At 66.4% G+C, this 22,276-nt stretch carries 20 protein-coding genes; 11 read left to right on the top strand and 9 right to left on the bottom strand.

Annotated elements, in window-relative coordinates:
- Nucleotides 1–18: 18 nt before the first annotated feature.
- The 3 genes from IB256_RS10985 to IB256_RS10975 are packed head-to-tail and all read right to left on the bottom strand — an operon-like array spanning nucleotide 19 to nucleotide 2,007.
- Entirely contained in the window at nucleotides 19–789 is a 771-nt protein-coding gene (locus tag IB256_RS10985) for a methyltransferase domain-containing protein (protein ID WP_192292773.1), read from the bottom strand.
- The gene (locus IB256_RS10980; RefSeq protein WP_017520638.1) at nucleotides 786–1,103 is read right to left on the bottom strand and encodes a nucleotide pyrophosphohydrolase; all 318 of its coding nucleotides are present in this window, start codon (nucleotides 1,101–1,103) and stop codon (nucleotides 786–788) included. Before IB256_RS10980 ends, IB256_RS10985 begins: the two co-directional genes overlap by 4 nt.
- Before the next feature lie 46 nt (nucleotides 1,104–1,149).
- On the bottom strand, nucleotides 1,150–2,007 hold the full coding sequence (locus tag IB256_RS10975; RefSeq protein ID WP_081520039.1) for a MaoC family dehydratase: 858 nt from the start codon (nucleotides 2,005–2,007) through the stop codon (nucleotides 1,150–1,152).
- 205 nt (nucleotides 2,008–2,212) lie between these two features.
- On the opposite strand from IB256_RS10975, the gene IB256_RS10970 reads away from it, so the two are divergent.
- The gene (locus IB256_RS10970; RefSeq protein ID WP_081520040.1) at nucleotides 2,213–3,220 is read left to right on the top strand and encodes an AraC family transcriptional regulator; all 1,008 of its coding nucleotides are present in this window, start codon (nucleotides 2,213–2,215) and stop codon (nucleotides 3,218–3,220) included.
- A 64-nt stretch (nucleotides 3,221–3,284) separates the two neighbouring features.
- Nucleotides 3,285–3,689: an EF-hand domain-containing protein gene (locus IB256_RS10965; protein WP_192292771.1), complete on the top strand. Its 405-nt coding sequence runs from the start codon at nucleotides 3,285–3,287 to the stop codon at nucleotides 3,687–3,689.
- 263 nt (nucleotides 3,690–3,952) lie between these two features.
- On the opposite strand, the gene IB256_RS10960 is transcribed toward IB256_RS10965, so the two are convergent.
- Entirely contained in the window at nucleotides 3,953–5,308 is a 1,356-nt protein-coding gene (locus IB256_RS10960; protein ID WP_151188418.1) for a 3-oxoacyl-ACP reductase, read from the bottom strand.
- A 166-nt stretch (nucleotides 5,309–5,474) separates the two neighbouring features.
- Between IB256_RS10960 and IB256_RS10955 the strand changes: the two genes are divergently transcribed.
- Entirely contained in the window at nucleotides 5,475–6,752 is a 1,278-nt protein-coding gene (locus IB256_RS10955; RefSeq protein ID WP_192211212.1) for an acetyl-CoA C-acetyltransferase, read from the top strand.
- A 213-nt stretch (nucleotides 6,753–6,965) separates the two neighbouring features.
- Here IB256_RS10955 and IB256_RS10950 read toward each other — a convergent pair whose 3' ends face one another.
- The gene (locus IB256_RS10950; RefSeq protein ID WP_081520044.1) at nucleotides 6,966–7,412 is read right to left on the bottom strand and encodes an Lrp/AsnC family transcriptional regulator; all 447 of its coding nucleotides are present in this window, start codon (nucleotides 7,410–7,412) and stop codon (nucleotides 6,966–6,968) included.
- Between the two features lie 165 nt (nucleotides 7,413–7,577).
- Between IB256_RS10950 and yedA the strand changes: the two genes are divergently transcribed.
- The 7 genes from yedA (at nucleotide 7,578) to IB256_RS10915 (ending at nucleotide 15,794) form a co-directional block, all read left to right on the top strand.
- A complete protein-coding gene (gene yedA, locus IB256_RS10945) occupies nucleotides 7,578–8,465 on the top strand; it encodes a drug/metabolite exporter YedA (RefSeq protein WP_192402957.1) in 888 nt (295 codons plus the stop codon).
- A 171-nt stretch (nucleotides 8,466–8,636) separates the two neighbouring features.
- Nucleotides 8,637–9,539 carry an acyl-CoA dehydrogenase family protein gene (locus IB256_RS10940; RefSeq protein ID WP_192402529.1) on the top strand — a complete coding sequence of 301 codons (903 nt, stop codon included), beginning with the start codon at nucleotides 8,637–8,639 and terminating at the stop codon, nucleotides 9,537–9,539.
- A 218-nt stretch (nucleotides 9,540–9,757) separates the two neighbouring features.
- Nucleotides 9,758–10,777 carry a taurine ABC transporter substrate-binding protein gene (gene tauA, locus IB256_RS10935; protein ID WP_138214168.1) on the top strand — a complete coding sequence of 340 codons (1,020 nt, stop codon included), beginning with the start codon at nucleotides 9,758–9,760 and terminating at the stop codon, nucleotides 10,775–10,777.
- Between the two features lie 194 nt (nucleotides 10,778–10,971).
- Nucleotides 10,972–11,775: a taurine ABC transporter ATP-binding protein gene (locus IB256_RS10930; protein WP_192292765.1), complete on the top strand. Its 804-nt coding sequence runs from the start codon at nucleotides 10,972–10,974 to the stop codon at nucleotides 11,773–11,775.
- Nucleotides 11,765–12,583 carry an ABC transporter permease subunit gene (locus tag IB256_RS10925; protein ID WP_192292763.1) on the top strand — a complete coding sequence of 273 codons (819 nt, stop codon included), beginning with the start codon at nucleotides 11,765–11,767 and terminating at the stop codon, nucleotides 12,581–12,583. The genes IB256_RS10930 and IB256_RS10925 overlap by 11 nt, the downstream gene beginning before the upstream one ends.
- A gap of 85 nt (nucleotides 12,584–12,668) precedes the next feature.
- Entirely contained in the window at nucleotides 12,669–13,505 is an 837-nt protein-coding gene (tauD, locus tag IB256_RS10920) for a taurine dioxygenase (protein ID WP_192292761.1), read from the top strand.
- Nucleotides 13,506–13,754: 249 nt separating this feature from the next.
- Complete coding sequence (locus IB256_RS10915) at nucleotides 13,755–15,794, top strand: OPT family oligopeptide transporter (RefSeq protein WP_192292759.1); 2,040 nt, start codon at nucleotides 13,755–13,757, stop codon at nucleotides 15,792–15,794.
- Between the two features lie 58 nt (nucleotides 15,795–15,852).
- On the opposite strand, the gene betT is transcribed toward IB256_RS10915, so the two are convergent.
- Nucleotides 15,853–17,811, bottom strand: coding sequence for a choline BCCT transporter BetT (gene betT, locus IB256_RS10910; protein ID WP_139791660.1), 1,959 nt, complete (start codon nucleotides 17,809–17,811; stop codon nucleotides 15,853–15,855).
- Between the two features lie 772 nt (nucleotides 17,812–18,583).
- On the opposite strand from betT, the gene IB256_RS10905 reads away from it, so the two are divergent.
- Nucleotides 18,584–18,919: a hypothetical protein gene (locus IB256_RS10905; protein WP_015478994.1), complete on the top strand. Its 336-nt coding sequence runs from the start codon at nucleotides 18,584–18,586 to the stop codon at nucleotides 18,917–18,919.
- A gap of 68 nt (nucleotides 18,920–18,987) precedes the next feature.
- On the opposite strand, the gene IB256_RS10900 is transcribed toward IB256_RS10905, so the two are convergent.
- From IB256_RS10900 to IB256_RS10890, 3 genes are all read right to left on the bottom strand, one after another.
- Nucleotides 18,988–19,929, bottom strand: a complete 942-nt coding sequence (locus IB256_RS10900) for a sigma 54-interacting transcriptional regulator (protein ID WP_192292757.1) — start codon at nucleotides 19,927–19,929, stop codon at nucleotides 18,988–18,990.
- Between the two features lie 19 nt (nucleotides 19,930–19,948).
- Nucleotides 19,949–21,139 carry a trans-sulfuration enzyme family protein gene (locus IB256_RS10895; protein ID WP_192402527.1) on the bottom strand — a complete coding sequence of 397 codons (1,191 nt, stop codon included), beginning with the start codon at nucleotides 21,137–21,139 and terminating at the stop codon, nucleotides 19,949–19,951.
- A gap of 118 nt (nucleotides 21,140–21,257) precedes the next feature.
- Nucleotides 21,258–22,037 (bottom strand): MetQ/NlpA family ABC transporter substrate-binding protein, encoded by a 780-nt coding sequence (locus IB256_RS10890; protein WP_081520055.1) that lies wholly within the window; start codon nucleotides 22,035–22,037, stop codon nucleotides 21,258–21,260.
- Nucleotides 22,038–22,276: the final 239 nt, after the last annotated feature.

The raw sequence follows: 22,276 nt of genomic DNA, 5'->3' as shown, positions 1-22,276 counted from the left end.
GCAGTGGCAACTATGCACCTAATCCTGCGGCCGGCACAGCCAGTGCAGGTAGCGGCCGAGGCCGGCGAAGGCAGGGTGTCGACGGTATTGCAGTTCCATCTCCACCAGGTCCAAAGGCTCGGCCTTGTGCTGGAACTCCACCGGCATGTAGTCGTGGAACACCCGCACGCCGCTGCGCGCCTCGATGCTCCAGTGCCCGGCCATGGCGGCTTCGAGTACGCGCGGGTCGAGCGGTTCCTGCGGGGTCAGGCTCTGGCCTTCGCCGGAGAAGCGGTTCTTGCGCAGCTTGCGGAAGTGGCCCTTGAGCAGGTTGCGGTAGATCAGCGCGTCGCGGTTGTAGAAGGCCAGGGACAGCCAGCCATCGGCGCGGGTCAGCTGGTGCAGCACGGGCAGGATAGCCAGCGGCTCGGCCAGCCATTCCAGCACGGCGTGGCAGATCACCAGGTCATAGGGTTCATTGAGCTGGCCGAGCAGGTCCTGCCAGGGCGCGGCGATGAAGGTGGCTGGCAGGCCGGCTTCCTCGAAACGCTGGCGTGCGCCTTCGAGCATCGGCGCGGCGGGTTCGGCGAGGGTGACGTCGTGGCCGCGCCCGGCCAGCCACAGCGACATGTGGCCCAGCCCCGCGCCGATATCCAGCACGCGCAGCGGGCGGTCGGGCAGCGCCTCGGCGAGGTCGGCCTGCAGCACGGCAAGGCGAATGGCACCCTTGGCGCCGCCATAGATCTTCTCGGCAAAGCGCGTGGCCAGTTCGTCGAAATGGCGGTCGCCGGTCTTCGGGGAATCGCTCACTTGGCGCCCCCCTCGATGAAGCGCCGCTCGCTGTCGGCCAGCTTGGCCAGCACGGCCTGGTCCATGTCGATGCCCAGTTCCGCGCACATCAGCAGCAGGTAAAGGACGATGTCACCGACTTCCTGCCCGGCGTGGGCGAGTTTCTCCGGCGGCAGCTGGCGCGACTCGTCCTCGCGCAACCACTGGAAGATTTCCACCAGCTCGGCCATTTCCACGCTGGCCGCCATGGCCAGGTTCTTCGGGCTGTGGAAGCGACTCCAGTCGTTGTGGTCGCGGATGGCGTGCAGGCGCGCGGTGATGGCTTCGAGGTTCATGTAGATGGGGCTCCAACGTGAGCCCCATAGCTTCAAGCCTGGCGCGTCAAACGTCCAGCGGGCTCCAGCTGCCGGCCATGTGCGGCAGGCCGTCCTTGCCGCGCAGGCTGAACTGCCCGGAAGGCGCCGGCTCGCTGGCCAGCAGGTTGACCTGGGACGGCAGCAGCACCGGCTTCTGGAAGCGCACGTCGACCCGATAGCCGGCCATCGGCAGGCGCTCGCCCAGGGCGGCCAGGCTGCGAGCCTTGTTCCACAAGCCATGGGCGATGGCACGGGGAAAACCGAACAGCTTGGCGCTGGCGGCGGACAGGTGGATCGGGTTGTAGTCGCCGGCCACGCGGGCGTAGCGCCGGCCGATATCCGCCGGGCAGTTCCAGGCGTCGATCTGCTCCAGCGGCAGCTCGGCCACCTCTTCGCGGGCCGGCGGCGTGCCGTCCAGGCGCATGCCGCGGAACAGGATGCGGCTGTCACCCTCCCAGAGCAGCCCGAGCTGGTCGTGCAGTTGGGTGATGATGCTGAAGGTCACGCCTTTCTCGTGGGGCTGCAGGTCATCCACCCGCACGCTGACGTTGAACGGCCCCAGGCCGCCGAGCGGACGCAACACGCTGATACGGTTTTCCAGGTGGACCAGGCCCAGCAGCGGGAAGGGGAAGCGCGCGTCCGTCAGCAGGCCCATCTGCAGGCCGAAGGCGAGGATGTGCGGGTAGGTGGGCGGCAGCAGGTGGTTGTCGGCGAAGCCACAGACCTTGCGGTAACGCTCCAGGTGCTTCGGGTCGACCGTGACCGGGCAGCGCAGGCCGCGGGTCGGCAGGCTGCGGCCACGCACGCCGCGGCGCACGGCGGCGCGGGCGAACAGGCCGGTGAGGGCGGGTGGGGCGGACAGGTCAAGCCAATCGCGGGGCATCGGGTATCTCCTGACGAATATTCACTCAGCTTAGCCGCCGGTCACCCACGGGCATTGGCCGTGGCAACGCGGCGCGCGGCAGGCAAGTCAATGTGACCGTCCGATTGCCCGGATATTTCCCGCACGCTTGTTCCTGATTCTCTTGAGGGGCGATAGGAAAGCTGCCTAAGATGGGCCCGCCTCATGGATAACTAGAAAAAACACCATGCGTGATCTGACCGACGATGTGGCGCTGATGCGCCCGGTGATCGACGCCCTGCGCGCCAGCGGTACCGACCCCGACCGCGTGCTGGCTCGCGTCGGCCTGCCGGCCGGCAGCCTGCCTGCCGGACGATTCCCCCACAGCGCACAGAACCTGTTCTGGAAGGCGGCCGCCGAAGAGTGCGGCGAAGAGCACGTCGGCCTCTATCTGGCCGGCCACCTGCCCGCGTTCCATGGCCTGCTGCTGGAGTACCTGTTCCTTTCCAGCGCCACCTTCGGCGAAGGCCTGCGTCATGCCCTGCGTTACGTGCGCCTGCTCTCCGACACCCTCAACGCCCGCCTGGAAGTGGAGGGCGAGAAGGCCGTGCTGCTGCTCGGCCATACCGCTGGGACCAACCGTCACTTCCCCGAAATGCTCGCCGGTGCGGTGGTTCGCCTGTTCCACGCGCTTACCGAGGGCGACTTCAAGCCCCAGCAAGTACAGCTGATGCACGAGGAAGGCGCGCCCGCCGAGCGTTACCGCGAGGTCTACGGCTGCCCGGCGGTGCTGGGCGCTGATCGCTATGCGCTGGTATTCGACGCCGAAGTGCTGGAGAAGCCCTCACGCCATGCCGCGCCGGAACTGCTGCGCATGCACGAGTCCCTGGCGCGCCGGCAACTGGCGGAAGTGGAGCGGCTGGACTTGGTGCGCAAGGTGCGCGAACTGATCGGCGTGCTGCTGGTGGATGGCGGCGCGACGCTGGAGCAGGTCGCCGCCCGTCTCGACATGCCCGCCCGCCGTCTGCGCGAGCGTCTGGCCATGGCCGGGGTGCGCTTCAACGATCTGGTCACCGACTACCGCTGCCGCCTGGCCAAGGAGCTGCTGCTCAAGACCGATGAGCGCATCGAGGTGATCGTCGAACGCACCGGCTTCTCCGAGCCGAGCACCTTCTACCGCGCCTTCAAGCGCTGGGTCGGCGAGACCCCGGTGGAGTTCCGCCGCCGCGGCCGCCCGCAACCGCCGGCGGAGTGATCGAACCGTTTCGAGTCCGCCTCTGGCTAGGCTTTGCCGGTCAACTCCCGCCAAGGTACGCCCGATGCAAAGCCGAATCCGCCAGACCCTGCTGCTGTCCACCGTCCTGCTGCTGAGCGCTGAGTACGCCGTGGCGGGGGAAATGGAGCAGACGGCATTCTCCCGTCTGGACCGCGATGGCAGCGGCTTCATCGAGGCCGATGACCTGTCCGCCATGCGTGTGCGCATGTTTCACCGGCTGGACCGCAACCAGGATGGCCTGCTCACCCGCGAAGAAGTGACCCCGCCCAACCCCAGCGTGAACGTCTCCCCCAACGCCATTGCCTGGCCGGACCGGGATGGCGACGGCAAGGTCAGCCAGGCGGAGTTCATGACCCAGGAGCCGGCGCTGATCGTGCGCGCGGACCGCGATGGCGATCACCGGGTGAGTGCGGAGGAGTTTCGCGAACTGGTGGCGGCGCGCAGCTGATCTTTTGCCCTGGCTCGTTTAACGGCCTGTCGGCCGGAGTGGGGACAAAGTCCATTCCTGCCGGGGTGTTCCTCTGCGCACGTTAACCCTCTCCCCCCGCCCTCTCCCTGAAGGGAGAGGGAGCCATTCGGCGTTTATCGGCTAGCACGGAAGTTCGCCTGACACTGCACAGTCCCCTCTCCCTTCAGGGAGAGGGTTAGGGAGAGGGAAAACCCAGGTACGGACTATCAGAGAACGACAGCTTTCCCCACAGAGAAACGCGATCAGGCACCCAACAAACTCTGCCCGCAAACCCGCAGCACCTGGCCGCTCACCGCGCCGGAACCCGGCTGAGCGAACCACGCCACGGCTTCGGCAACATCCTGCGGCAGGCCGCCCTGGCCCATGGAGTTCATGCGCCGGCCGGCCTCGCGGATGGTCAGCGGGATGGCGGCGGTCATCTGGGTTTCGATGAAGCCCGGCGCCACCGCGTTGATGCTGATGCCCTTCTTGCCCAGCGCCGGCGCCCAGGCCTGCGCCAGGCCGATCAGGCCGGCCTTGCTCACCGCATAGTTGGTCTGGCCCATGTTGCCGGCGATGCCGCTGATGGAGGCGAGCAGCACCACGCGGCCGTCGTCGTGCAGCTTGCCGGCGTCCAGCAGGGCCTGGGTCAGCACCTGCGGGGCCTTGAGGTTCACGTCGATCACCGAATTCCAGAAGGCTTCGCTCATCTTGGCGACCGTCTTGTCGCGGGTGATGCCGGCGTTGTGCACGACGATGTCCACGCCATCGGGCAGTGCTGCCACCAGCTGAGCACCGGCGTCGGCGGCGCAGATGTCCAGTGCCACGCCACGCCCGCCCAGGCGCGCGGCCAGCGCATCGAGGGCGTCCTTCGCCGGCGGCACGTCCAGCAGCACGACCTCGGCACCGTCACGGGCGAGGGTCTCGGCGATGGCCGCGCCGATGCCACGGGCGGCGCCGGTTACCAGCGCGCGCTTGCCCACCAGCGGGCGGCTCCAGTCCTGTACCTGCTTGTCGTAGGCAGACAGGCGCACGACCTGCCCGGACACATAGGCGCTCTTGGGCGAGAGGAAGAAGCGCAGCGCGCCTTCGAGTTGGTCTTCGGCGCCCTTGCCGACGTACACCAGTTGGACGTTGCCGCCCCGGCGGATTTCCTTGCCCAGCGAGCGGCTGAAGCCTTCCAGGCTGCGCTGCACGCTGGCGGCGATGGGGTCTTTGACCGATTCCGGCGCGCGGCCGAGGATCACCACATGCGGGCATTTGTCCAGGCCCTTGAGGGCGCCCTGGAAGAAGGTGCGCAGCTCGAGGGTCTGCTCGAAACGGGTCAGGCCGCTGGCGTCGAAGACGATGGCCTTGAGCTTCGGCCCATGCTCGGCAGTCCAGCGTGGCAGGCCGTACTGGCCGTCGCTGAAGGAGAACACCGCATCGGTCAGGCGCTCGGCGAAGGGCAGCACCGCCTCGTTCAGGTTGCCCTCGCCGCCGAGCAGCAGCGCCCCGTCCACCGGCCGCGTGCGCCCGGCGCTCCAGCGCTCCAGGCGGACCGGCGCAGGCAGGCCGAGGGCTCCGACCAGGCGGCGGCCGACGTTGGAGTTGGCGAAGGCGATGTAGCGATCGGTCATGGAACGGGCTCCTGCACAGGGTCTCTAAAGTGCTGACCACTCTACGCAGCGGCGGGTTCGGCGCAATTGACCGCGCTGACCTGCGCAACGGCGGGGCGGCCAATGCGACACAAGCGGCTAAGGTTAGCCTTGACCGCACTTCAACGCTCATTCTCAGGAGCCCTGCATGACCCAACTGCGCCGGGTCGCCATCGTCGGCGGCAACCGTATTCCCTTCGCCCGCTCCAACACCGTGTATGCCACGGCGAGCAACCAGGAGATGCTGACCTCCGCGCTGGACGGGCTGATCGAGCGCTACAAGCTGCACGGCGAGCGCCTGGGCGAGGTCGTCGCCGGCGCGGTGCTCAAGCATTCGCGCGACTTCAACCTGACCCGCGAGTGCGTGCTGGGCACGCGTCTGGCGCCGGAAACCCCGGCCTATGACATCCAGCAGGCCTGCGGCACCGGCCTGGAAGCGGCGATCCTGGTGGCCAACAAGATCGCTCTCGGGCAGATCGACTGCGGCATTGCCGGCGGCGTGGACACCACCTCCGATGCGCCCATCGGCGTCAACGAAGGGCTGCGCAAGATCCTGCTGGAAGCCAACCGCGGCAAGTCCAACGGCGAGAAGATCAGGAGCCTGCTGAAGATTCGCCCGCGCCACCTGATGCCGCACATCCCGAAAAACGGCGAGCCGCGTACCGGGCTGTCGATGGGCGAGCACTGCGAACTGATGGCGCAGACCTGGGCCATCCCGCGCGATGAGCAGGACAAGCTGGCCTTCGAGAGTCATCACAAGCTGGCTGCTGCCTACGACGAAGGCTGGCAGAACGACCTGATGACGCCCTTCCGTGGCCTGGTACGCGACCAGAACCTGCGCCCGGACATCAACCTGGAGAAGATCGGCACCCTGAAGCCGGTGTTCGAGCGCGGCTCGCGCGGCACTCTGACGGCGGCCAACTCCACGCCGCTGACCGATGGCGCCTCGGTAGTGCTGCTGGCCAGCGAGGAGTGGGCGAAGGAGCGCGGCCTGCCGATCCTGGCGTACTTCAAGGATGGCGAAGCGGCGGCGGTGGATTTCGTCGGCGGCCACGAGGGCCTGCTGATGGCGCCGGTCTACGCGGTGCCGCGCCTGCTGGCGCGCAACGGCCTGACCCTGCAGGACTTCGACTTCTACGAAATCCACGAAGCCTTTGCCGCGCAGGTGCTGTGCACGCTCAAGGCCTGGGAGGACGCGGACTACTGCAAGACCCGCCTCGGCCTGGACGCACCATTGGGCTCGATCGATCGCAGCAAGCTCAACGTGAAGGGCAGTTCGCTGGCCGCCGGCCACCCGTTCGCGGCCACCGGTGGGCGCATCGTCGCCAACCTCGCCAAGCTGCTGGATGGCGCTGGCAAGGGGCGCGGGCTGATCTCCATCTGTGCGGCAGGCGGTCAAGGTGTGACCGCGATCATCGAACGGTAATCCAATACAGCGGGACCGATGTTTTTCGGTCCCGCGATGTAGCAACTCCGTGACTTCAGGCGGCACCGCGCGAGCGGCGCCGCCTTTTTTTTATCCGTGATTGCGGGCGTTACCTGTAGGAGCGGGCCATGCCCGCGATCGCGGACAAAGTCCGCTCCGGCAAGGGGACGCCGTCGTTTGGGGGCGTGCGCAATTTTCTTCTAGATGCGCACCTCAACCGCCCTGCAACATTCCCGGATGGATTCGCCGCGAGAACGGGGTGGAAAGCACCAGCGAGGTCTTGCTGGTGCCGAACTGGGCGAGGCGGTCGATCAGCTCTTCCAGCTCCTGGGTGCAACTGACCGCCACCTTGAGCATCACGCAGGCCTCGCCGGTGATGCGGTAGCAGTCGATGATCTGCGGGATTTCCAGCAGCGGGTCGAGCATGCTCTTGCTGCGGTGGTCGTTCAGGCGCATCTCGATCAGGCACTGGATCGAGCGGCCCATCTTCGACAGGTCTACGCTGGCGTGGTACCCGGTGATCACTCCTTCGGCCTCCAGGCGCGCCACGCGATCGGCCACGGCGGGCGGGGAGAGATTGATCCGCCGGGCCAGTTCGGCGAAGGACAGGCGGCCGTCTTCCAGTAGGGCGGCGAGCAGGGCGCGGTCATACTTGTCCATGCGAAGGCTCCGGTTTTGATTCGACGGCAAGGCTCGCGAAAATCCATCGAATGAAAAGTGTTATGCCCGTAATGGCGTTGTCTGTGCCTTATCCGGGGCGGTTGACCTGCATAAAATGAAGCGCTCCGCCTGCCTTGTCGAGCCCCACCCATGACCACGATGCCCATGCCCAGAGCCCGCGTCTCACTGACCCTGATTGCTGCCTTCTTCGCCCTCTACTTCATCTGGGGCTCGACCTACCTGGTGATCCGCATCGGCGTGGAATCCTGGCCGCCGATGCTGATGGCCGGCTGCCGTTTCATCATCGCCGGGGCGATCCTGTTCGTCTGGATGCTCACCCGCGGCGCACCCTTGCCGACGCTCAGGCAGTGCCTGTCGGCGGGCGCCATCGGCATCCTCCTGCTCAGCTGCGGCAATGGTGGGGTGACGGTGGCCGAGCACTGGGGCGTGGCCTCGGGCGTGGCGGCGCTGGCGGTGGCGACCGTGCCGCTGTTCACCCTGGTGTTCGGGCGTTTCTTCGGCGACCGCACCAACGCGCTGGAATGGGCCGGCATCGCTCTGGGCCTGTTCGGTATCGTGCTGCTCAACCTCGGCTCGAACCTGCAGGGCAGCCCGGCGGGCGCGGCGCTGATCCTCTTCGCGGCGGCGACCTGGGCGTTCGGTTCGGTGTGGAGCCGGCGCCTGGACCTGCCCGGCGGCGCCATGGCCAGCGCGGTGGAGATGCTGGTGGGCGGCGGCGTGCTGCTGCTGGGCAGCTTCCTCACTGGCGAGCGCCTGGAGCAGATGCCCACCGCTGCCGGCTGGGGCGCGCTGGCTTACCTGGTGGTGTTCGGCTCGATCATTGCCTTCAGCGCCTACATGTACCTGCTGGCCAACGTGCGCCCGGCGGCGGCCACCAGCTACGCCTACGTCAATCCGGCGGTGGCAGTGATGCTCGGCGTGGTATTCGCCGGCGAGCACATCGGCCTGGCGGAATCCCTGGCAATGGCGGTGATCATCAGCGCGGTGGTGCTGATCGGCCTGCCGCAGTGGCGGCGCAAGGAAGCCATCTGAGTCGCGGCATGAGCTAAGCCCGAAAGGTTATTTCGCGCGTCTCGCGCGATTCGCTAGGGTATGCAACGGCCTCCGTTCGGAGGCCGTTCTTCTTTGTTTCTTTCCTCCCTTTCAGTACACCCGCGCGCCATACGCCCAGGCCACTGATCCACCCTTCGAGCCGAGGTGTGCATGAGCCTGGTGGTGCCGTTTTCCACGCTTTCCGAATTGCCCCCCACCCAGCGCTGGAGCGATGCCCTGCGCGCGTCCAGCCTGCTGGCCCTGTCCGTACCGAGCGAGTACGGCGGCCGTGGTGCCGGCTGGGACGAGGTGCTGCAGACCCTGCGCGATCTCTCCGAGCGCGACGGCACCCTGGCTCGGCTGTTCGCCCTGCATCACCTGCAACTGGCCAGCGTGTTGCTGCTGGGCAGCAGCGAGCAGCGCGAGCGCCTGCTGCCACTCAGCGTGGAGCGCGAATGGCTGTGGGGCGAGGCGGTGGATCACCAGGAAAGCCGCCTGCTGGCGCGCGAGCATCGGCGCGGCGGTTTCCTGTTGCAGGGTGGCCGCCATGACTGCTTCGGCGCCGAGGCGGTGGACTGGCTGCTGATCTCGGCGCGCCATGCGCCCAGCGAGGGTTTGCTGATCGCCGCGCTGCCGGCGGATCGCAGCGGGCTGGATCGATTCGAGCCCAGCGGCGGCGGTCTGCTGCATTGCCATGAAGTGCGCCTGCATCCCGAAGACATTCTGCTGCCGCCCGGCCTGCCGTGGACGCCCCGTGCGCAACTGCGCGGCAGCCTCTCCGCATTATTGCAGGCGAACATTGCCCTGGGCCTTGCCGTGCAGGCCTTCGAGAACCTGCCGGCGCGGGAGGCTGCGGGGGAATTGCAGCGGCTGCTGGCGCTGGGGCTGCGGCTGTCCGAGCAGTCGGCAGTGGCCTTCGAGTCCGCCCAGGCGGCGGGCAACGGCCTGAGCTTCAGCCGCAGCGCGGCGCTCGCGACCCTGGTGGCGGAAACCGCAGCAGTGGCGCAGCACGCGGTGCAGGTCGGCTTGCGCCAGGAGGGCACTCGCGCCCGTGTGCTCGCCGGCGCTACCTGAGGCGCCGTAGCACGGGGCCTGTAGCCGAAACGAGACAAGCGCTGGTGCTCATAAGTTAAGAACTAAAAATTATTTATTCGAAGTTTTTTATATCGGTAATCTAGCTCTACCGGACCACCGGACAAAGTTCCTGCACCAGGCTTCTCCCCATCGAACCCCGTCCCGTGGTCCGTCCCCTCTGTGAGGCCGGCACCGCCGTTACCTTCAGAGGAAACACCATGAACAAACCTCGTTTCGTACGCCGTGCCGTGGCCGGCGTCGCTGTGGCGGCTGCCTTGTCCTTCCAGAGCGCCGCGTTCGCCGACATCGTCCTGGGCTACCAGACCGGCATCGACCCGACCAAGGTTCCGCAAGCCGATGGCACCTATGAAAAGGTCATCGGCGAGAAGCTCGACTGGCGCCGTTTCAACAGCGGCCCGGAAGTGGTCGCCGCGATCGCCTCGGGCGATGTGCAACTGGGCAACCTCGGTTCCAGCCCGCTGGCCGCCGCCACTTCGCGCGGCCTGCCGATCGTGGCCTTCATCGTCTCCGCGCAGATCAATGCCGCCGAGGCCCTGGTGGTGCGCAACGGCAGCAAGATCGAGAAACCCGAAGACCTGATCGGCAAGACCATCGCCACCCCCTTCGTCTCCACTTCGCACTACAGCCTGCTGGGCGCACTCAAGCACTGGCAGATCGACCCGACCAAGGTGAAGATCGTCAACCTCAACCCCACCGAGATCGCCGCCGCCTGGCGCCGTGGCGACATCGATGGCGCCTTCGTCTGGTCGCCCGCCCTGGGCGAGATCAAGAAGTCCGGCAAGGTGCTGACCGACGCCGCCGAAGTCGGCCAGTGGGGCGCACCGACCTTCGAGGTCTGGGTGGCCCGCAAGGACTTCGCCGAGAAGCACCCGGAAGTCATCGCCAAGTTCGCCCGCGTGAGCCTGGACTCCTTCGCCGACTACAACGCGCACAAGGCGCAGTGGACCGCCGATTCCGAGCAGGTGAAGAAGATAGCCCGGCTGACCGGCGCCGATCCGAAGGACGTGCCCGAGCTGCTGGCCGGTTCTGCTTTCCCCGAATCCCAGGCGCAGCTGTCGTCCGCCCTGCTGGGTGGCGGAACCGCCAAGGACATCGCCGGCACTGCCGCCTTCCTGAAAGAGCAGAAGCGCGTGCCCTCGGTGCTCAAGGACTACTCGCCCTACGTCAGCGCCGATTACGTGCGCCAGGCGGAGAGCGTGCAGGTCGGGCAGCGCTGAGCAGCTTGCAACTCCATTCGCGGGGGCACCCTCTCCCCCCGCCCTCTCCCTGAAGGGAGAGGGAGCTGTCCGTGCCGGCTGACGCCAAGGTTGCAACCTGCACCGAACGGTCCCCTCTCCCTTCAGGGAGAGGGTTAGGGAGAGGGAAAGCACCGCACCGAAACATCCCTTTCTCACCCTACGGAGGGCAGAACATGAGCCGTCTGACGGCCGAGGCAGTCAGCCTCACTTTCCAGCAGCGCGGACGCGAGCGCGTCGTGCTGCAGGACCTCACTCTCAGCCTGGCCAAGGGCGAATCGCTGGTGGTGCTCGGCCCGTCCGGCTGCGGCAAGTCCAGCCTGCTCAACGTGCTGGCGGGCTTCCAGGCGCCGGACAACGGCCGCGTGCAGATCGACGGCCGTACCCTCAGCGGCCCCGGCGGCGAGCGCGGCGTGGTGTTCCAGGACGACGCGCTGATGCCCTGGCTAAGCGCGCTGGATAACGTCGCGCTGGGTCTGCGTATCCGTGGCGTTGGCGCTGCCGAGCGCAACGCCCGCGCCCATGAAGTCCTCAAGCTGGTGGGCCTGGGCGAGCACGCGGACTACCGCATCTCGCAGCTTTCCGGTGGCCAGCGGCAGCGCCTGGGGCTGGCCCGCGCGCTGGCGGTGGAGCCGGATTTCCTGCTGCTCGACGAACCCTTCGGCGCCCTCGACGCGCTGACCCGCGAGCGCATGCAGGTGCTGACCCTCGACCTGTGGCGCAAGACCGGCAAGGGGCTGTTCCTGATTACCCACAGCGTCGATGAAGCGCTGTTCCTCGCCACCGACCTGGTGGTGATGGACGGCCCGCCGGCGCGCATCGTCAAGCGCCTGCCGCTGGACTTCGCCCGCCGCTACGCCGCTGGCGAGCCGGTGCGCTCGATCAAGTCCGACCCGGAATTCGCGCGCCTGCGCCAACTGCTGCTGGATCTTTTTTTGGAAGAGACGCTTGAGGAACCGGAGGCCGAACATGCCCACTGATACCCTCGCCGGCAAACTCCCCGCCGCCGTGCCTAATGCCCGCAGTGTTCCGCGCGACTACCGTCGCTGGGCCGCCGCCGGCAGCGTCGGTTCGATCTTCGTGCTCTGGTGGCTGGCCACGCACCTGGGCTGGGTCGACACGCTATTCCTGCCTGCGCCGGAGCAACTGGTGGAAGCCTTCCAGCGCCTGCTCGCCGAGGGCTACGTCGATGCGTCGCTGTGGCAGCACATCGGCACCAGCCTGCTGCGCGTACTGCTGGCCCTCGGCGCGGCGGTGCTGACGGCCATTCCGCTGGGCATCCTGATGGGCCTCAACCCGCTGGTGGGTGCGGCGTTCGATCCGCTGGTGGAGTTCTACCGCCCGGTGCCGCCGCTGGCCTACCTGCCGCTGATCGTCATCTGGTTCGGCATCGGCGAGCTGTCCAAGGTGCTGCTGATCTACCTTGCGCTGTTCGCGCCGCTGCTGATCGCCACCGCCGCCGGCGTACGCCGCGTGGACAAGTCGCGCATCCAGGCCGTGCGCTGCCTGGGCGCCAGCCACCTGCAGGTGGTGCGCCACGTGATCCTGCCCAGCGCGTTGCCGGACGTCCTCACCGGCCTGCGCATCGCCCTGGGCGTGGGCTGGTCGACCCTGGTCGCCGCCGAGCTGATCGCCGCCAATCGCGGCCTGGGCTTCATGGTGCAGTCCGCCGCGCAGTTCCTCGCCACCGATGTGGTGGTGCTGGGAATCCTGCTGATCGCCGCCATCGCGCTGAGCTTCGAACTGGGCCTGCGCTGGCTGCAGAAGCGCTTCGCTTCCTGGGAATAACAAACCGATTCGACACCCTCGCCATGCCGGCGAGGGGTAGGGGAGAGCGTGGCTCTTCCCGTGAACCTCACGAGAGAACACGAACATGACCACCCTGAGTATCGAACCCATCAGCCCGGCCCTGGGCGCCATCGTTTCCGGCGTACGCCTGGCCGACCCGCTGGACGACGGGGCGCAGCGCCAGATCGAGCAGGCCCTGCTCGACCATCACGTGCTGTTCTTCCGCGACCAGCCGCTGACGCCGACCCAGCAGGCGAACTTCGCCGCGCGCTTCGGCGACCTGCACATCCACCCGATCTACCCCAGCTCGCCCGAACAGCGCGAAGTCATCGTCCTCGACACCGCTGTCACCGACGTGCGCGACAACGCCATCTGGCACACCGACGTGACTTTCCTGGAGACCCCGGCGCTGGGCGCCGTGCTGGCCGCCAAGCAGTTGCCGCCCTACGGTGGCGACACCCTGTGGGCCAGCGGCATCGCGGCGTTCGAAGCGCTGTCCAAGCCGCTGCAGCAGTTGCTCGACGGCCTCACCGCGACTCATGACATCAGCAAGTCCTTCCCCCAGGAGCGCTTCGGCGCCACCGACGCGGACCTGGCTCGCCTGGAAGAAGCGCGCAAGAAGAACCCGCCGCGCAGCCATCCGGTGATCCGCACGCATCCGGTCACCGGGCGCAAGGCGCTGTTCGTCAGCGATGGCTTCACCACTCGCATCAACGAGCTGGAGCCGGCGGAAAGCCGCGCCATCCTCGACCTGCTGTTCGCCCACTTCGCCCGCCCGGAGTTCACCGTGCGCTGGCGCTGGAAGGAGAACGACGTGGCCTTCTGGGACAACCGCGTGACCCAGCATTACGCGGTGGACGACTACCGCCCGCAGCGCCGGGTGATGCACCGCGCGACGATTCTTGGCGACAAGCCGTTCTGACGGTTCTAGTAGGGCGCATAACCCCGGAACGGGTTTTCCGCCCTACGATCCGATCGGCTTTTCGTAGGAGCGAGCTTGCTCGCTCCTACGAGGGCAGTCGTGCCGTTCTCGGCGCAATATTTCCTGCGATCCCCGTGACTTGCGGCAACAAAGCCGCACCGCAGACCGCATTCGTCGCCATTCTGGGTCGCGGTGGATGGCTCGCTGTCCTACGCTTTGGCGGTCGTGTTTATGTATGAGACTGCCTACATGCAAGAAAGGATTCCGGACGAGTCCAACCTCGCCGAGCTGACGGTTCGCGGCCTGATCCTCGGCGCGCTGATCACCGTGGTGTTCACCGCTTCCAATGTGTACCTCGGCCTCAAGGTCGGTCTGACCTTCGCCTCGTCGATCCCTGCGGCGGTCATTTCCATGGCCGTGCTGCGCTACTTCTCCGGCTCCAACATCCTCGAGAACAACATGGTGCAGACCCAGGCCTCGGCGGCCGGCACCCTGTCCTCGATCATCTTCATCCTTCCCGGCCTCTTGATGATCGGCTACTGGAGCGGCTTCCCGTTCTGGCAGACCGCCGCCATCTGCTCCATCGGCGGCATCCTCGGCGTGCTCTACACCATCCCGCTGCGTCGGGTGATGGTGGTGCAGAGCAACCTGCCGTACCCCGAGGGTGTGGCGGCGGCGGAGATCCTCCGCGTCGGCAGCCAGGACGAGGAAGAGGAAAAGGCTGGGAAGCCCGCGAAAGCCGGTGGCCCGGGCCTGCGTGACATCCTCGCCGGTGGCGTGGTCGCTGCCGCGTTCAGCCTGCTCAGCAGCGGTTTCAAGGTGCTCGCCGAAGGCTTCAGCTTCTGGCTCACCGCCGGGCAGGCGGCGTTCCGCCTGTCCACCGGCTTCTCCCTGGCGCTGGTGGGCGCCGGTTACCTGATGGGCATTACCGCCGGTATCGCCATCCTGATCGGCGTGGTCATCGCCTGGGGCGTGGCCGTGCCGCTGCTCTCGGTGAACAGTGTGCTGGCCGCCGGGCAGAGCCTGCCGGAGCTGGCCACCAAGCTGTGGAGCAGCCAGGTACGCTTCCTCGGCGCCGGCACCATCGGTATTGCTGCGCTGTGGACCCTGGCCACGCTGTTCAAGCCCATGGTGCAGGGCGTCTGGTCATCGCTCAGTGCCGTGCGCGGACGCGGTGAAGTGAGCGACCTGCGCACCGAGCAGGACCTGTCGGCGAAGTGGATCGTTACCATCGCCGGCCTGCTGCTGGTGGCGCTGTTTGTGGTGTTCTCCTACTTCCTCGGCGAGGCCGCACCGGACCTGCACGGCTTTGGCTTCTGGGGCCTGGTGGCGGTCTGCGTGATCTTCGCCTTCTTCTTCGGCTTCCTGATCGCCGCTGCCTGCGGCTACATGGCCGGCCTGGTGGGCTCGTCGAGCAGCCCGATCTCCGGTATCGGCATCATCGCGGTGATCCTGGTGTCGTTGCTGATCCTCGGCGTTGGCTCGCTGGAAACCGGCTTCCTCGACCAGCAGGGCGGCAAGCTGGCCATCGCCCTGGCGCTGTTCACCACCTCGGTGGTGATCGCCATCGCGGCGATTTCCAACGACAACCTGCAGGACCTGAAGACCGGTTACCTGGTCGGCGCGACCCCGTGGCGCCAGCAGGTGGCGCTGATCGTCGGCTGTCTGGTCGGCGCCCTGGTGATCCCGCCGGTGCTGGAGCTGCTGTTCAACGCCTACGGCTTCACCGGCGCCCTGCCGCGCGAGGGCATGGACCCGAACGCCGCGCTGGCCGCGCCGCAGGCGACGCTGATGACGGCGATTGCCAGCGGCATTTTCCACAATGCGCTGAACTGGAACATGATCCTCATCGGTGTGGCGCTGGGCATCGCGCTGATCCTGGTGGACGTGCTGTTGCGCCGCACCGGCAAGGCCAGCCTGCCGGTGCTCGCCGTCGGCCTGGGCATCTACCTGCCGCCGACCATCGGCATGACCCTGGTGGTCGGCGCCGTGATCGGCTGGTTGCTGGAAACTGCACTGGCCAAGCGCGCGGTAGCCGCCGGCAAGGATGTGGAGAAATTCTCCGACGAGCCCAAGCGCCGGGGTGTACTGCTGGCTTCGGGCCTGATCGTCGGCGAGAGCCTGATGGGCATCCTGCTCGCCGCCATCATCGGCACCACCGGCTCGGCCACGCCGCTGGCGCTGGTCGGCGACGGCTTCGAGGACACTGCGCAGTGGCTGGGCCTGGTGGTGTTCGTGGCGATCTGCGTGCTGTTCTACCGCAAGGTGCTGACCGGCACCCGCGGCTGATCCTTCGCCATGATGCGAAAAAGGCGCCTGCGGGCGCCTTTTTCGTCGGTTTACGGGCTCAGCGCACCAGGTGCAGGAACTGCAGGTGCCGTTCGTACTGGTCGAGCATGTCGTTGATGATCTGCTCCTTGCTGTAGCCCATCAGGTCGTAGTCCTGGCTGCCTTCGGAGAGGTGCACTTCGGCGCGGAAGTAGCGGCGGTTCTTCAGGTGCAGGCCGCCCATGCCGGCGCGGGCGAAGGACGGGGTGAAGTAGCCGCGCATCGAGACCTGGTAGAGGAACGGATGCTGCGCGCCGTGGCCGATCTCCAGGCCGATTTCCAAGTTGCTCAGGTCCAGGTCGGAATCGACCTGCAGGCCCTTCTCGCGGAACACTTCGGAAACTTCGGCGATCGCCGGGCTGACCACGTCGACCATGTAACGGTACACCTCGTCGCGGGTAGGGAAGTGCACCGCCTGGGAAATGCGCCGCTTCCAGCCGCCGGGCTTGGCCGAGGGCGGCGGCGCCAGCGAGTGGGTGCGTGCGCGCTGACGCTGGGACTCCAGGTAGAACGCCTTGTGCAGGCCCCACATCATCAGCAGCAGGATCAGCGAGAAGGGCAGCGAAGTCAGCACCACCGCTGACTTGAGCGCATCGATGCTGCCGGCGAACAGCAGGCCGCCGGTCACCAGCGCGGTGGCTACGCCCCAGAACACCCGCAGCCACTTTGGGCCGTCGTCGTCGGCGCTGCCGCCGTGGGCGGAGAGGGTGGAGAGCACCACGGTGCCGGAGTCCGCCGAGGTGACGAAGAAGACGAAGCTGACCAGCACCGTCACCGCGATCACCACGCGGCTGGCCGGATAATTCTGCAGCATCTGGTAGAGCGCCATGGACGGATCGCTGATGGCAACGCGGCCCAGCTCGCTGAAGCCATGGTTGAGCACCTGGTCCAGGGCGCTGTTGCCGAAGATCGACATCCACGCCAGGGTGAAGCCCAGCGGAATGAACAGCACGCCGAAGACGAACTCGCGAATCGTCCGCCCACGCGAGATGCGCGCGATGAACAGGCCGACGAAGGGCGCCCAGGCGATCCACCAGGCCCAGTAGAACACCGTCCAGCCACCCAGCCAGTCGCTGCCATCCTTGCCGTAGGCGTAGAGGTCGAAGCTCTTGGTCGGCAGGGCGCCGAGGTAGTCGCCGATGTTCTGCACCAGGGTGTTGAGCAGGTGCTGGGTGGGGCCGGCGAACAGCACGAAGAGCAGCAGCGCGCAGGCCAGCAGCATGTTGATGTCCGACAGCAGGCGGATGCCCTTGTCGACACCCGATACGGCGACCAGGATGGCCGCGCCCATCATCAGCGCGATCAGCGTCATCTGCACCGGATGGCTGTGGGCGATGCCGAACAGGAAGTCGAGGCCGGCGTTGAGCTGCAGCACGCCGAAGCCCATGTCCGCACCCAGACCGAATACCGTGGCGATGATGCCGAAGCAATCCACGGTGTAGCCGATGGGGCCATTGATGCGCTTGCCGATCAGCGGGTAGAGCGCGGAACGCAGCGCCAGCGGCAGGTTGTGACGGTAGGCGAAGTAGGCCAGCGCCATCGCTACCAGGGCGAACACGCCCCAGCCGTGCAGGCCCCAGTGCAGGAACAGCAGCTGCATGGCCTGGCGCGCCGCTTCGGGCGTGCCGGCCTCGCCCTGGGGCGGCTGGGCGAAGTGGGTCAGCGGCTCGGACACGCAGAAGAAGAACAGGGTGATGCTGATGCCGGCGGCGAACAGCATGCCGGCCCAGGACAGGTAGCTGAATTCCGGCTCGTCGTGGTCGGCACCGAGCTTGATCTTTCCGTAGCCGGAAAGCGCGGTGACCACCACGAAGATCAGGTACAGCGTCATCGCCAGCAGGTAGTACCAGCCGACGCTGTCGGCGGCCCAGGACTGCGCGGCGAGCAGCCATTCACCGGCCCGTTGTGGCTGGGCGATGACGGTGAGGGCGAAGATGAGGATCAGCGCGGCCGCACCGTAGAAGACCGGTGGGTTCATGCGCATGGCGGGGGAGGGTGTTACGGACGGGGGGGATTGTGCAACGGACAAAACGGGCGGGGTCCCTCGAAATTTTCCTTGAACAAGCATTCAATGAAAACACGATTGAGCCCTGAAAGGCCAATCAGCGGGACCGGTGGTCCCGCCGCCGGCCCTGGTCGAGGGCCGAGCGGAGCGGGTACTGCTTTACTTGCGGCGGTTCTTTTTCGCCTCACGGATCTCACGGCGTTCCGGGTCGGCCTTCGCGGGCGCGGTCAGGAAAGCGGTGGCGGCGAAGAAGTTAGCAAGAGCGGCAAAGCTGGTCACGATAGTCTCCAATGGCGCCGGGGAAAATGGGTCCCGACCGCCTGATAGCCATTTTCCCTGAAGATTGTGACGAAAAGAAGTGAATGGTCTTGATGAGGGGTATTGATCTGGTCGATGGGACTTCTTTTTTCGATATTTGCAGGTAATCGACCTTATTTTGACTCTTTGCTCAGGATTCCCTCCTGCCGACCTGCAACTCGGCAAAGCCTTTCACTGCGACCGTTCGTCGCTAAAGGTGAAACGGTTCAGCGCCACTCGTGGCTTTGCCACGATTACCGGCTGTCAGGCGGGTGAAACAGTTCTCCGCATAGCACAGTTACCGGAATAGAGCGGGTTCCAGTCCGGAAACTTGAACAGGTGTGCAATTTTTCGTGAAAAACATGTGAAACGGCTATGGCGATTGACTTGCCGATTCCGTTAGTCTCCCTCGGCAGGACAAAAAACCACCAACAGGGAGCATCTCGAGATGGACTTCAAACGCATCGCCATTGCCACTGCACTCTTCGCTTCGCTGGCCGGTTGCCAGACCATGACCACCAACCAGGCCATCGTTCCGCTGCAAGCCGCTACCGCCCAGATGATCGGTCTGGCTTCCTCCGACGAGCTGGTTGTCAGCGACGTCAAAGCCGGGCAGCCGGATGCCCTGGGTGGCCAGGAACTCTCCTACGTCGCCACCACCACCAAAGGCCGCGTGTTCAACTGCACCTCGCGCATGATGCCGGGCCTGCTGACCGATCCGGCCAAGCTGACCAACCCGTCGTGCACCCCGGTGGTTGCTCACTCGAACACCGCCACCAAGTAATACCCCAGTTGCATGCAGTCGCCCGTGCGCGGCCCTTCGGGTCGCGCTGGCGACTACAGCGCGGCGACTCAGCCGCGCTCGTGCTCCAGGCGTTGCAGTAGCGCACGCAGCTGCGCTTCGACGCCGGGCTGGCGCACCAGATGCCCCAGCGCCTCTTCGCTTATCTGCGTTTCCCCGCCTGATCCCGCAACGCCGCCTGAAAAGTTCAGGTGCTCCGGGCGTATCTCCTCGTCCGGGCTGACCAGCAGGGCAAAGTGGATGACGTTCTCCAGTTCGCGGATGTTTCCCGGCCACGAATAGCCTTCCAGCGCCCGCTGCGTATCCGTGGCGATCTGTGGCACCGGCAGTTCCAGGCGTTGTGCATGTACGCCGAGGAAGTATTCCGCCAGCGGCTGGATATCGCCGATGCGTTCGCGCAGCGGCGGCAGCGTGAGGTTGCCGTCGTGCAGGTACTGCTGCAGCCCTTCGAGGAATTTCCCCGCTTTCACCGCCTGCCCCAGATCGATGCTGGTGGCGGCGACCAGGCGCACGTCCACTGGCACCGGCTCGCGCGCTCCGACGCGCAGCACTTCGCGCTCCTGCAGCACGCGCAGCAGTTTCTGTTGCAGCGACAGTGGCAGGTCGGCGATCTCGTCCAGGTACAGCGTGCCGCCGTTGGCCGAGCCGAACCAGCCGGCGCGGCTGCCCACCGGGCCGTTGTGCGCCCCCGGTGCGTAGCCGAACAGCTCGGCGTCGGCGTAGTTGCGGCTCAGGGCGCTGCAACTCACTGCGACGAACAGGCCGGGCCGCTCGCTGGCGCGGTGGATGTGGCGGGCCAGCAGTTCCTTGCCGGTGCCGGTCTCGCCGTGGATCAGCACCGGTTGCGGCAACGGTGCCAGACGCTCCACCTCGTCGCGCACTTCATGGGAGCGCGGGTCGAAGAACACCAGCGCCTTGGCGCGGATGCTCAGCGGGCTCTTGTCGGCGTCGGGGAAGGTCAGCAGCGGTAGCGGCGCGTGGGGTGCGTTCATGGGAAATCTCCTTCTGCTCTTACAGCGCGTCCAGCGCCTGCAGGAAGTCGCGGACGATGTCCTCGCTGTCCTCGATGCCCACCGACACACGGATGGTGCCGTCGTGGATGTCCAGCGCGGTCAGGGCCTCGGCGGACAGCGCACGGTGCGAGGTCTTGCCGGGGTGGGTGATGCTGCTGGCGACGCCGGCCAGCGACGGTGCGAAGGCGGCCAGTTGCAGCTCGCCGATCAGCGTGTCGACCTGGTCGAGGCTGCCCTTCAGGGTGAAGCTCAACATGCCCGAATGGCCTTTGCGGAATAGCCGCTGCGCCAGCTCGAAGTCCGGGTGCGAGGGCAGGCCGGGGTAGAACACGCGGGCCACTTGCGGGTGCGCTTCGAGGGCTTCGGCCAGCGCCTGGGCGTTCTGCGAGTGGGCCTTCATGCGCAGGGCCAGGGTCTTGGCGCCGCGGAAATTCAGCCAGCTCTCGAAGGGGCTGGCGCTGCCGCCGGCGTTGATCTGGAAGCGCCGCGCGGCGGCGATCCACTGCGCATCGCCGACCAGCGCGCCGCCCATGGCGTCGCTGTGGCCATTGAGGTACTTGGTGGTGCTGTGGATCACCAGGTCGGCGCCATCGCGCAGCGGCTGGTAGAGGACCGGCGAGAGGAAGGTGTTGTCCACCAGCAGCTTGAGACCGTGGCGGTGGGCAAGCTCGGCCAGCGCCGGGATGTTGCTGACGCGTACCAGCGGGTTGGAGGCGGTTTCGGTGTAGATCAGCTTCGTGGTCGGGGTGATCGCCGCTTCCACCGCCGCCAGGTCATTGAGGTCGAGCAGGCTGGAGGCGATGCCGAAGCGCGTCAGTTCCTTCTCGATCAGGCTCTGGGTGGTGCCGTACAGCTCACGGCTGGCGATCAGGTGATCGCCGGCGCCGAGCACGCCCAGCAGCGCGGCGGAAATGGCCGCCATGCCGGAAGCGGAAAACAGCGCGTCCTCGCCACCTTCCAGCTCGCGCAGCAGCTCTTCCACGGCGCTGTGGTTGGGGTTGCCGATGCGCGTGTACATGTAGTTGTCGGGGTTGCCGGCAAGGAAGTCGTCGACCTGCTCCAGCGAGTCGTAGACGAACACCGAGCTCTGGTAGATCGGCTGACTCTTGGCGCGGGTGACCATGCGCCGGTCGGCATCGTGGCCGGCATGTACGGCGCGGGTGGAGGGGCCTTTGGCGTGGTCGCTCATGGCAAGTCCTGGGATAAGAAAAACGCCGGTGGAACCTGCCCACCGGCGTCGAAGCGGGCGCGCTACAGATGCGCCCAGCGTGGGAGTCGTTGCGCCCGGCCAGCGGCCGGGCGACGGATCAGAAGGCCGGCACCACGGCGCCGTTGTACTTCTTCTCGATGAAGGCTTTGACTTCCGGGCTGGTCAGGGCGGCGGAGAGTTTCTTCAGGGCATCGCTGTCCTTGTTGTCCGGGCGCGCCACCAGGTAGTTCACGTAGGGCGAGTTGCGGTCTTCGAGGATCAGGGCGTCCTTCACCGGGTTGAGCTTGGCTTCCAGCGCGTAGTTGGTGTTGATCAGGTCCAGGTCGACCTGGTCCAGCACGCGCGGCAGCAGGGCCGATTCCAGTTCCTTGAACTTCAGGTGCTTGGGGTTCTCGGCGATGTCTTTCGGGGTGGCCAGGGCGTTGCTCGGGTCCTTGAGCTTGATCACGCCGGCCTTCTGCAGCAGGAGCAGGGCGCGGCCGCTGTTGCTGCCTTCGTTGGGGATGGCGACGGTGGCGCCGTCAGGCAGCTGGTCGATGGACTTGTACTTCTTCGAGTAGCCGCCGAAGGGCTCGACGTGCACGCCGGTCACGGTGACCAGGTTGGTGCCCTTGCCGGAGTTGAAGTTGTCCAGGTACGGCTTGGTCTGGAAGTAGTTGGCGTCCAGGCGCTTCTCGGCAACCTGCACGTTGGGCTGTACGTAGTCGGTGAAGACCTTGATCTCCAGGTCCACGCCTTCCTTGGCCAGGGTCGGCTTGATCAGCTCGAGGATCTCGGCGTGGGGGATCGGCGTGGCAGCGACAACCAGCTTTTCGTTGGCGAAGGCAGTGGTGCTGAAGGCAGCGGCGAGGGCGGTCAGAAGCAGCAGCTTTTTCATTGCGATGTCCTTGTGGGGCAGATGACCGCTGGCGTCCGGGCCGGCCGGGATGGGGCCTTCGTACGGGCGGTGGATTCTTTTTCCGCGGCTCACTCGGCAGCGGTTGCAGCGAAAGTTACCCGGTCTTGTTATTCCAATAAAATATTAATTTTTCATTTTCATATTCGATTTTGTTCATATGGCTTGCGCGGGCGAGACCTGAGACAAGCTGTCGCGCGACACCCCGTCGCGCGGCAACC

It is taken from the genome of Pseudomonas sp. PDM17 (assembly GCF_014851985.1).
Classification (GTDB): domain Bacteria; phylum Pseudomonadota; class Gammaproteobacteria; order Pseudomonadales; family Pseudomonadaceae; genus Pseudomonas.
Note: the sequence above shows the minus strand (reverse complement) of the source record. Positions and strands in the feature narration are given on the sequence as shown.

Coding starts and splice junctions, on each gene's coding strand:
- IB256_RS10980 (WP_017520638.1), bottom strand. CDS start 1,103: ATGAACCTCGAAGCCATCACCGCGCGCCTGCACGCCATCCGCGACCAC.
- IB256_RS10975 (WP_081520039.1), bottom strand. CDS start 2,007: ATGCCCCGCGATTGGCTTGACCTGTCCGCCCCACCCGCCCTCACCGGC.
- IB256_RS10970 (WP_081520040.1), top strand. CDS start 2,213: ATGCGTGATCTGACCGACGATGTGGCGCTGATGCGCCCGGTGATCGAC.
- IB256_RS10965 (WP_192292771.1), top strand. CDS start 3,285: ATGCAAAGCCGAATCCGCCAGACCCTGCTGCTGTCCACCGTCCTGCTG.
- IB256_RS10960 (WP_151188418.1), bottom strand. CDS start 5,308: ATGACCGATCGCTACATCGCCTTCGCCAACTCCAACGTCGGCCGCCGC.
- IB256_RS10955 (WP_192211212.1), top strand. CDS start 5,475: ATGACCCAACTGCGCCGGGTCGCCATCGTCGGCGGCAACCGTATTCCC.
- IB256_RS10950 (WP_081520044.1), bottom strand. CDS start 7,412: ATGGACAAGTATGACCGCGCCCTGCTCGCCGCCCTACTGGAAGACGGC.
- yedA (WP_192402957.1), top strand. CDS start 7,578: ATGCCCAGAGCCCGCGTCTCACTGACCCTGATTGCTGCCTTCTTCGCC.
- IB256_RS10940 (WP_192402529.1), top strand. CDS start 8,637: ATGAGCCTGGTGGTGCCGTTTTCCACGCTTTCCGAATTGCCCCCCACC.
- tauA (WP_138214168.1), top strand. CDS start 9,758: ATGAACAAACCTCGTTTCGTACGCCGTGCCGTGGCCGGCGTCGCTGTG.
- IB256_RS10930 (WP_192292765.1), top strand. CDS start 10,972: ATGAGCCGTCTGACGGCCGAGGCAGTCAGCCTCACTTTCCAGCAGCGC.
- IB256_RS10925 (WP_192292763.1), top strand. CDS start 11,765: ATGCCCACTGATACCCTCGCCGGCAAACTCCCCGCCGCCGTGCCTAAT.
- tauD (WP_192292761.1), top strand. CDS start 12,669: ATGACCACCCTGAGTATCGAACCCATCAGCCCGGCCCTGGGCGCCATC.
- IB256_RS10915 (WP_192292759.1), top strand. CDS start 13,755: ATGCAAGAAAGGATTCCGGACGAGTCCAACCTCGCCGAGCTGACGGTT.
- betT (WP_139791660.1), bottom strand. CDS start 17,811: ATGAACCCACCGGTCTTCTACGGTGCGGCCGCGCTGATCCTCATCTTC.
- IB256_RS10905 (WP_015478994.1), top strand. CDS start 18,584: ATGGACTTCAAACGCATCGCCATTGCCACTGCACTCTTCGCTTCGCTG.
- IB256_RS10900 (WP_192292757.1), bottom strand. CDS start 19,929: ATGAACGCACCCCACGCGCCGCTACCGCTGCTGACCTTCCCCGACGCC.
- IB256_RS10895 (WP_192402527.1), bottom strand. CDS start 21,139: ATGAGCGACCACGCCAAAGGCCCCTCCACCCGCGCCGTACATGCCGGC.
- IB256_RS10890 (WP_081520055.1), bottom strand. CDS start 22,037: ATGAAAAAGCTGCTGCTTCTGACCGCCCTCGCCGCTGCCTTCAGCACC.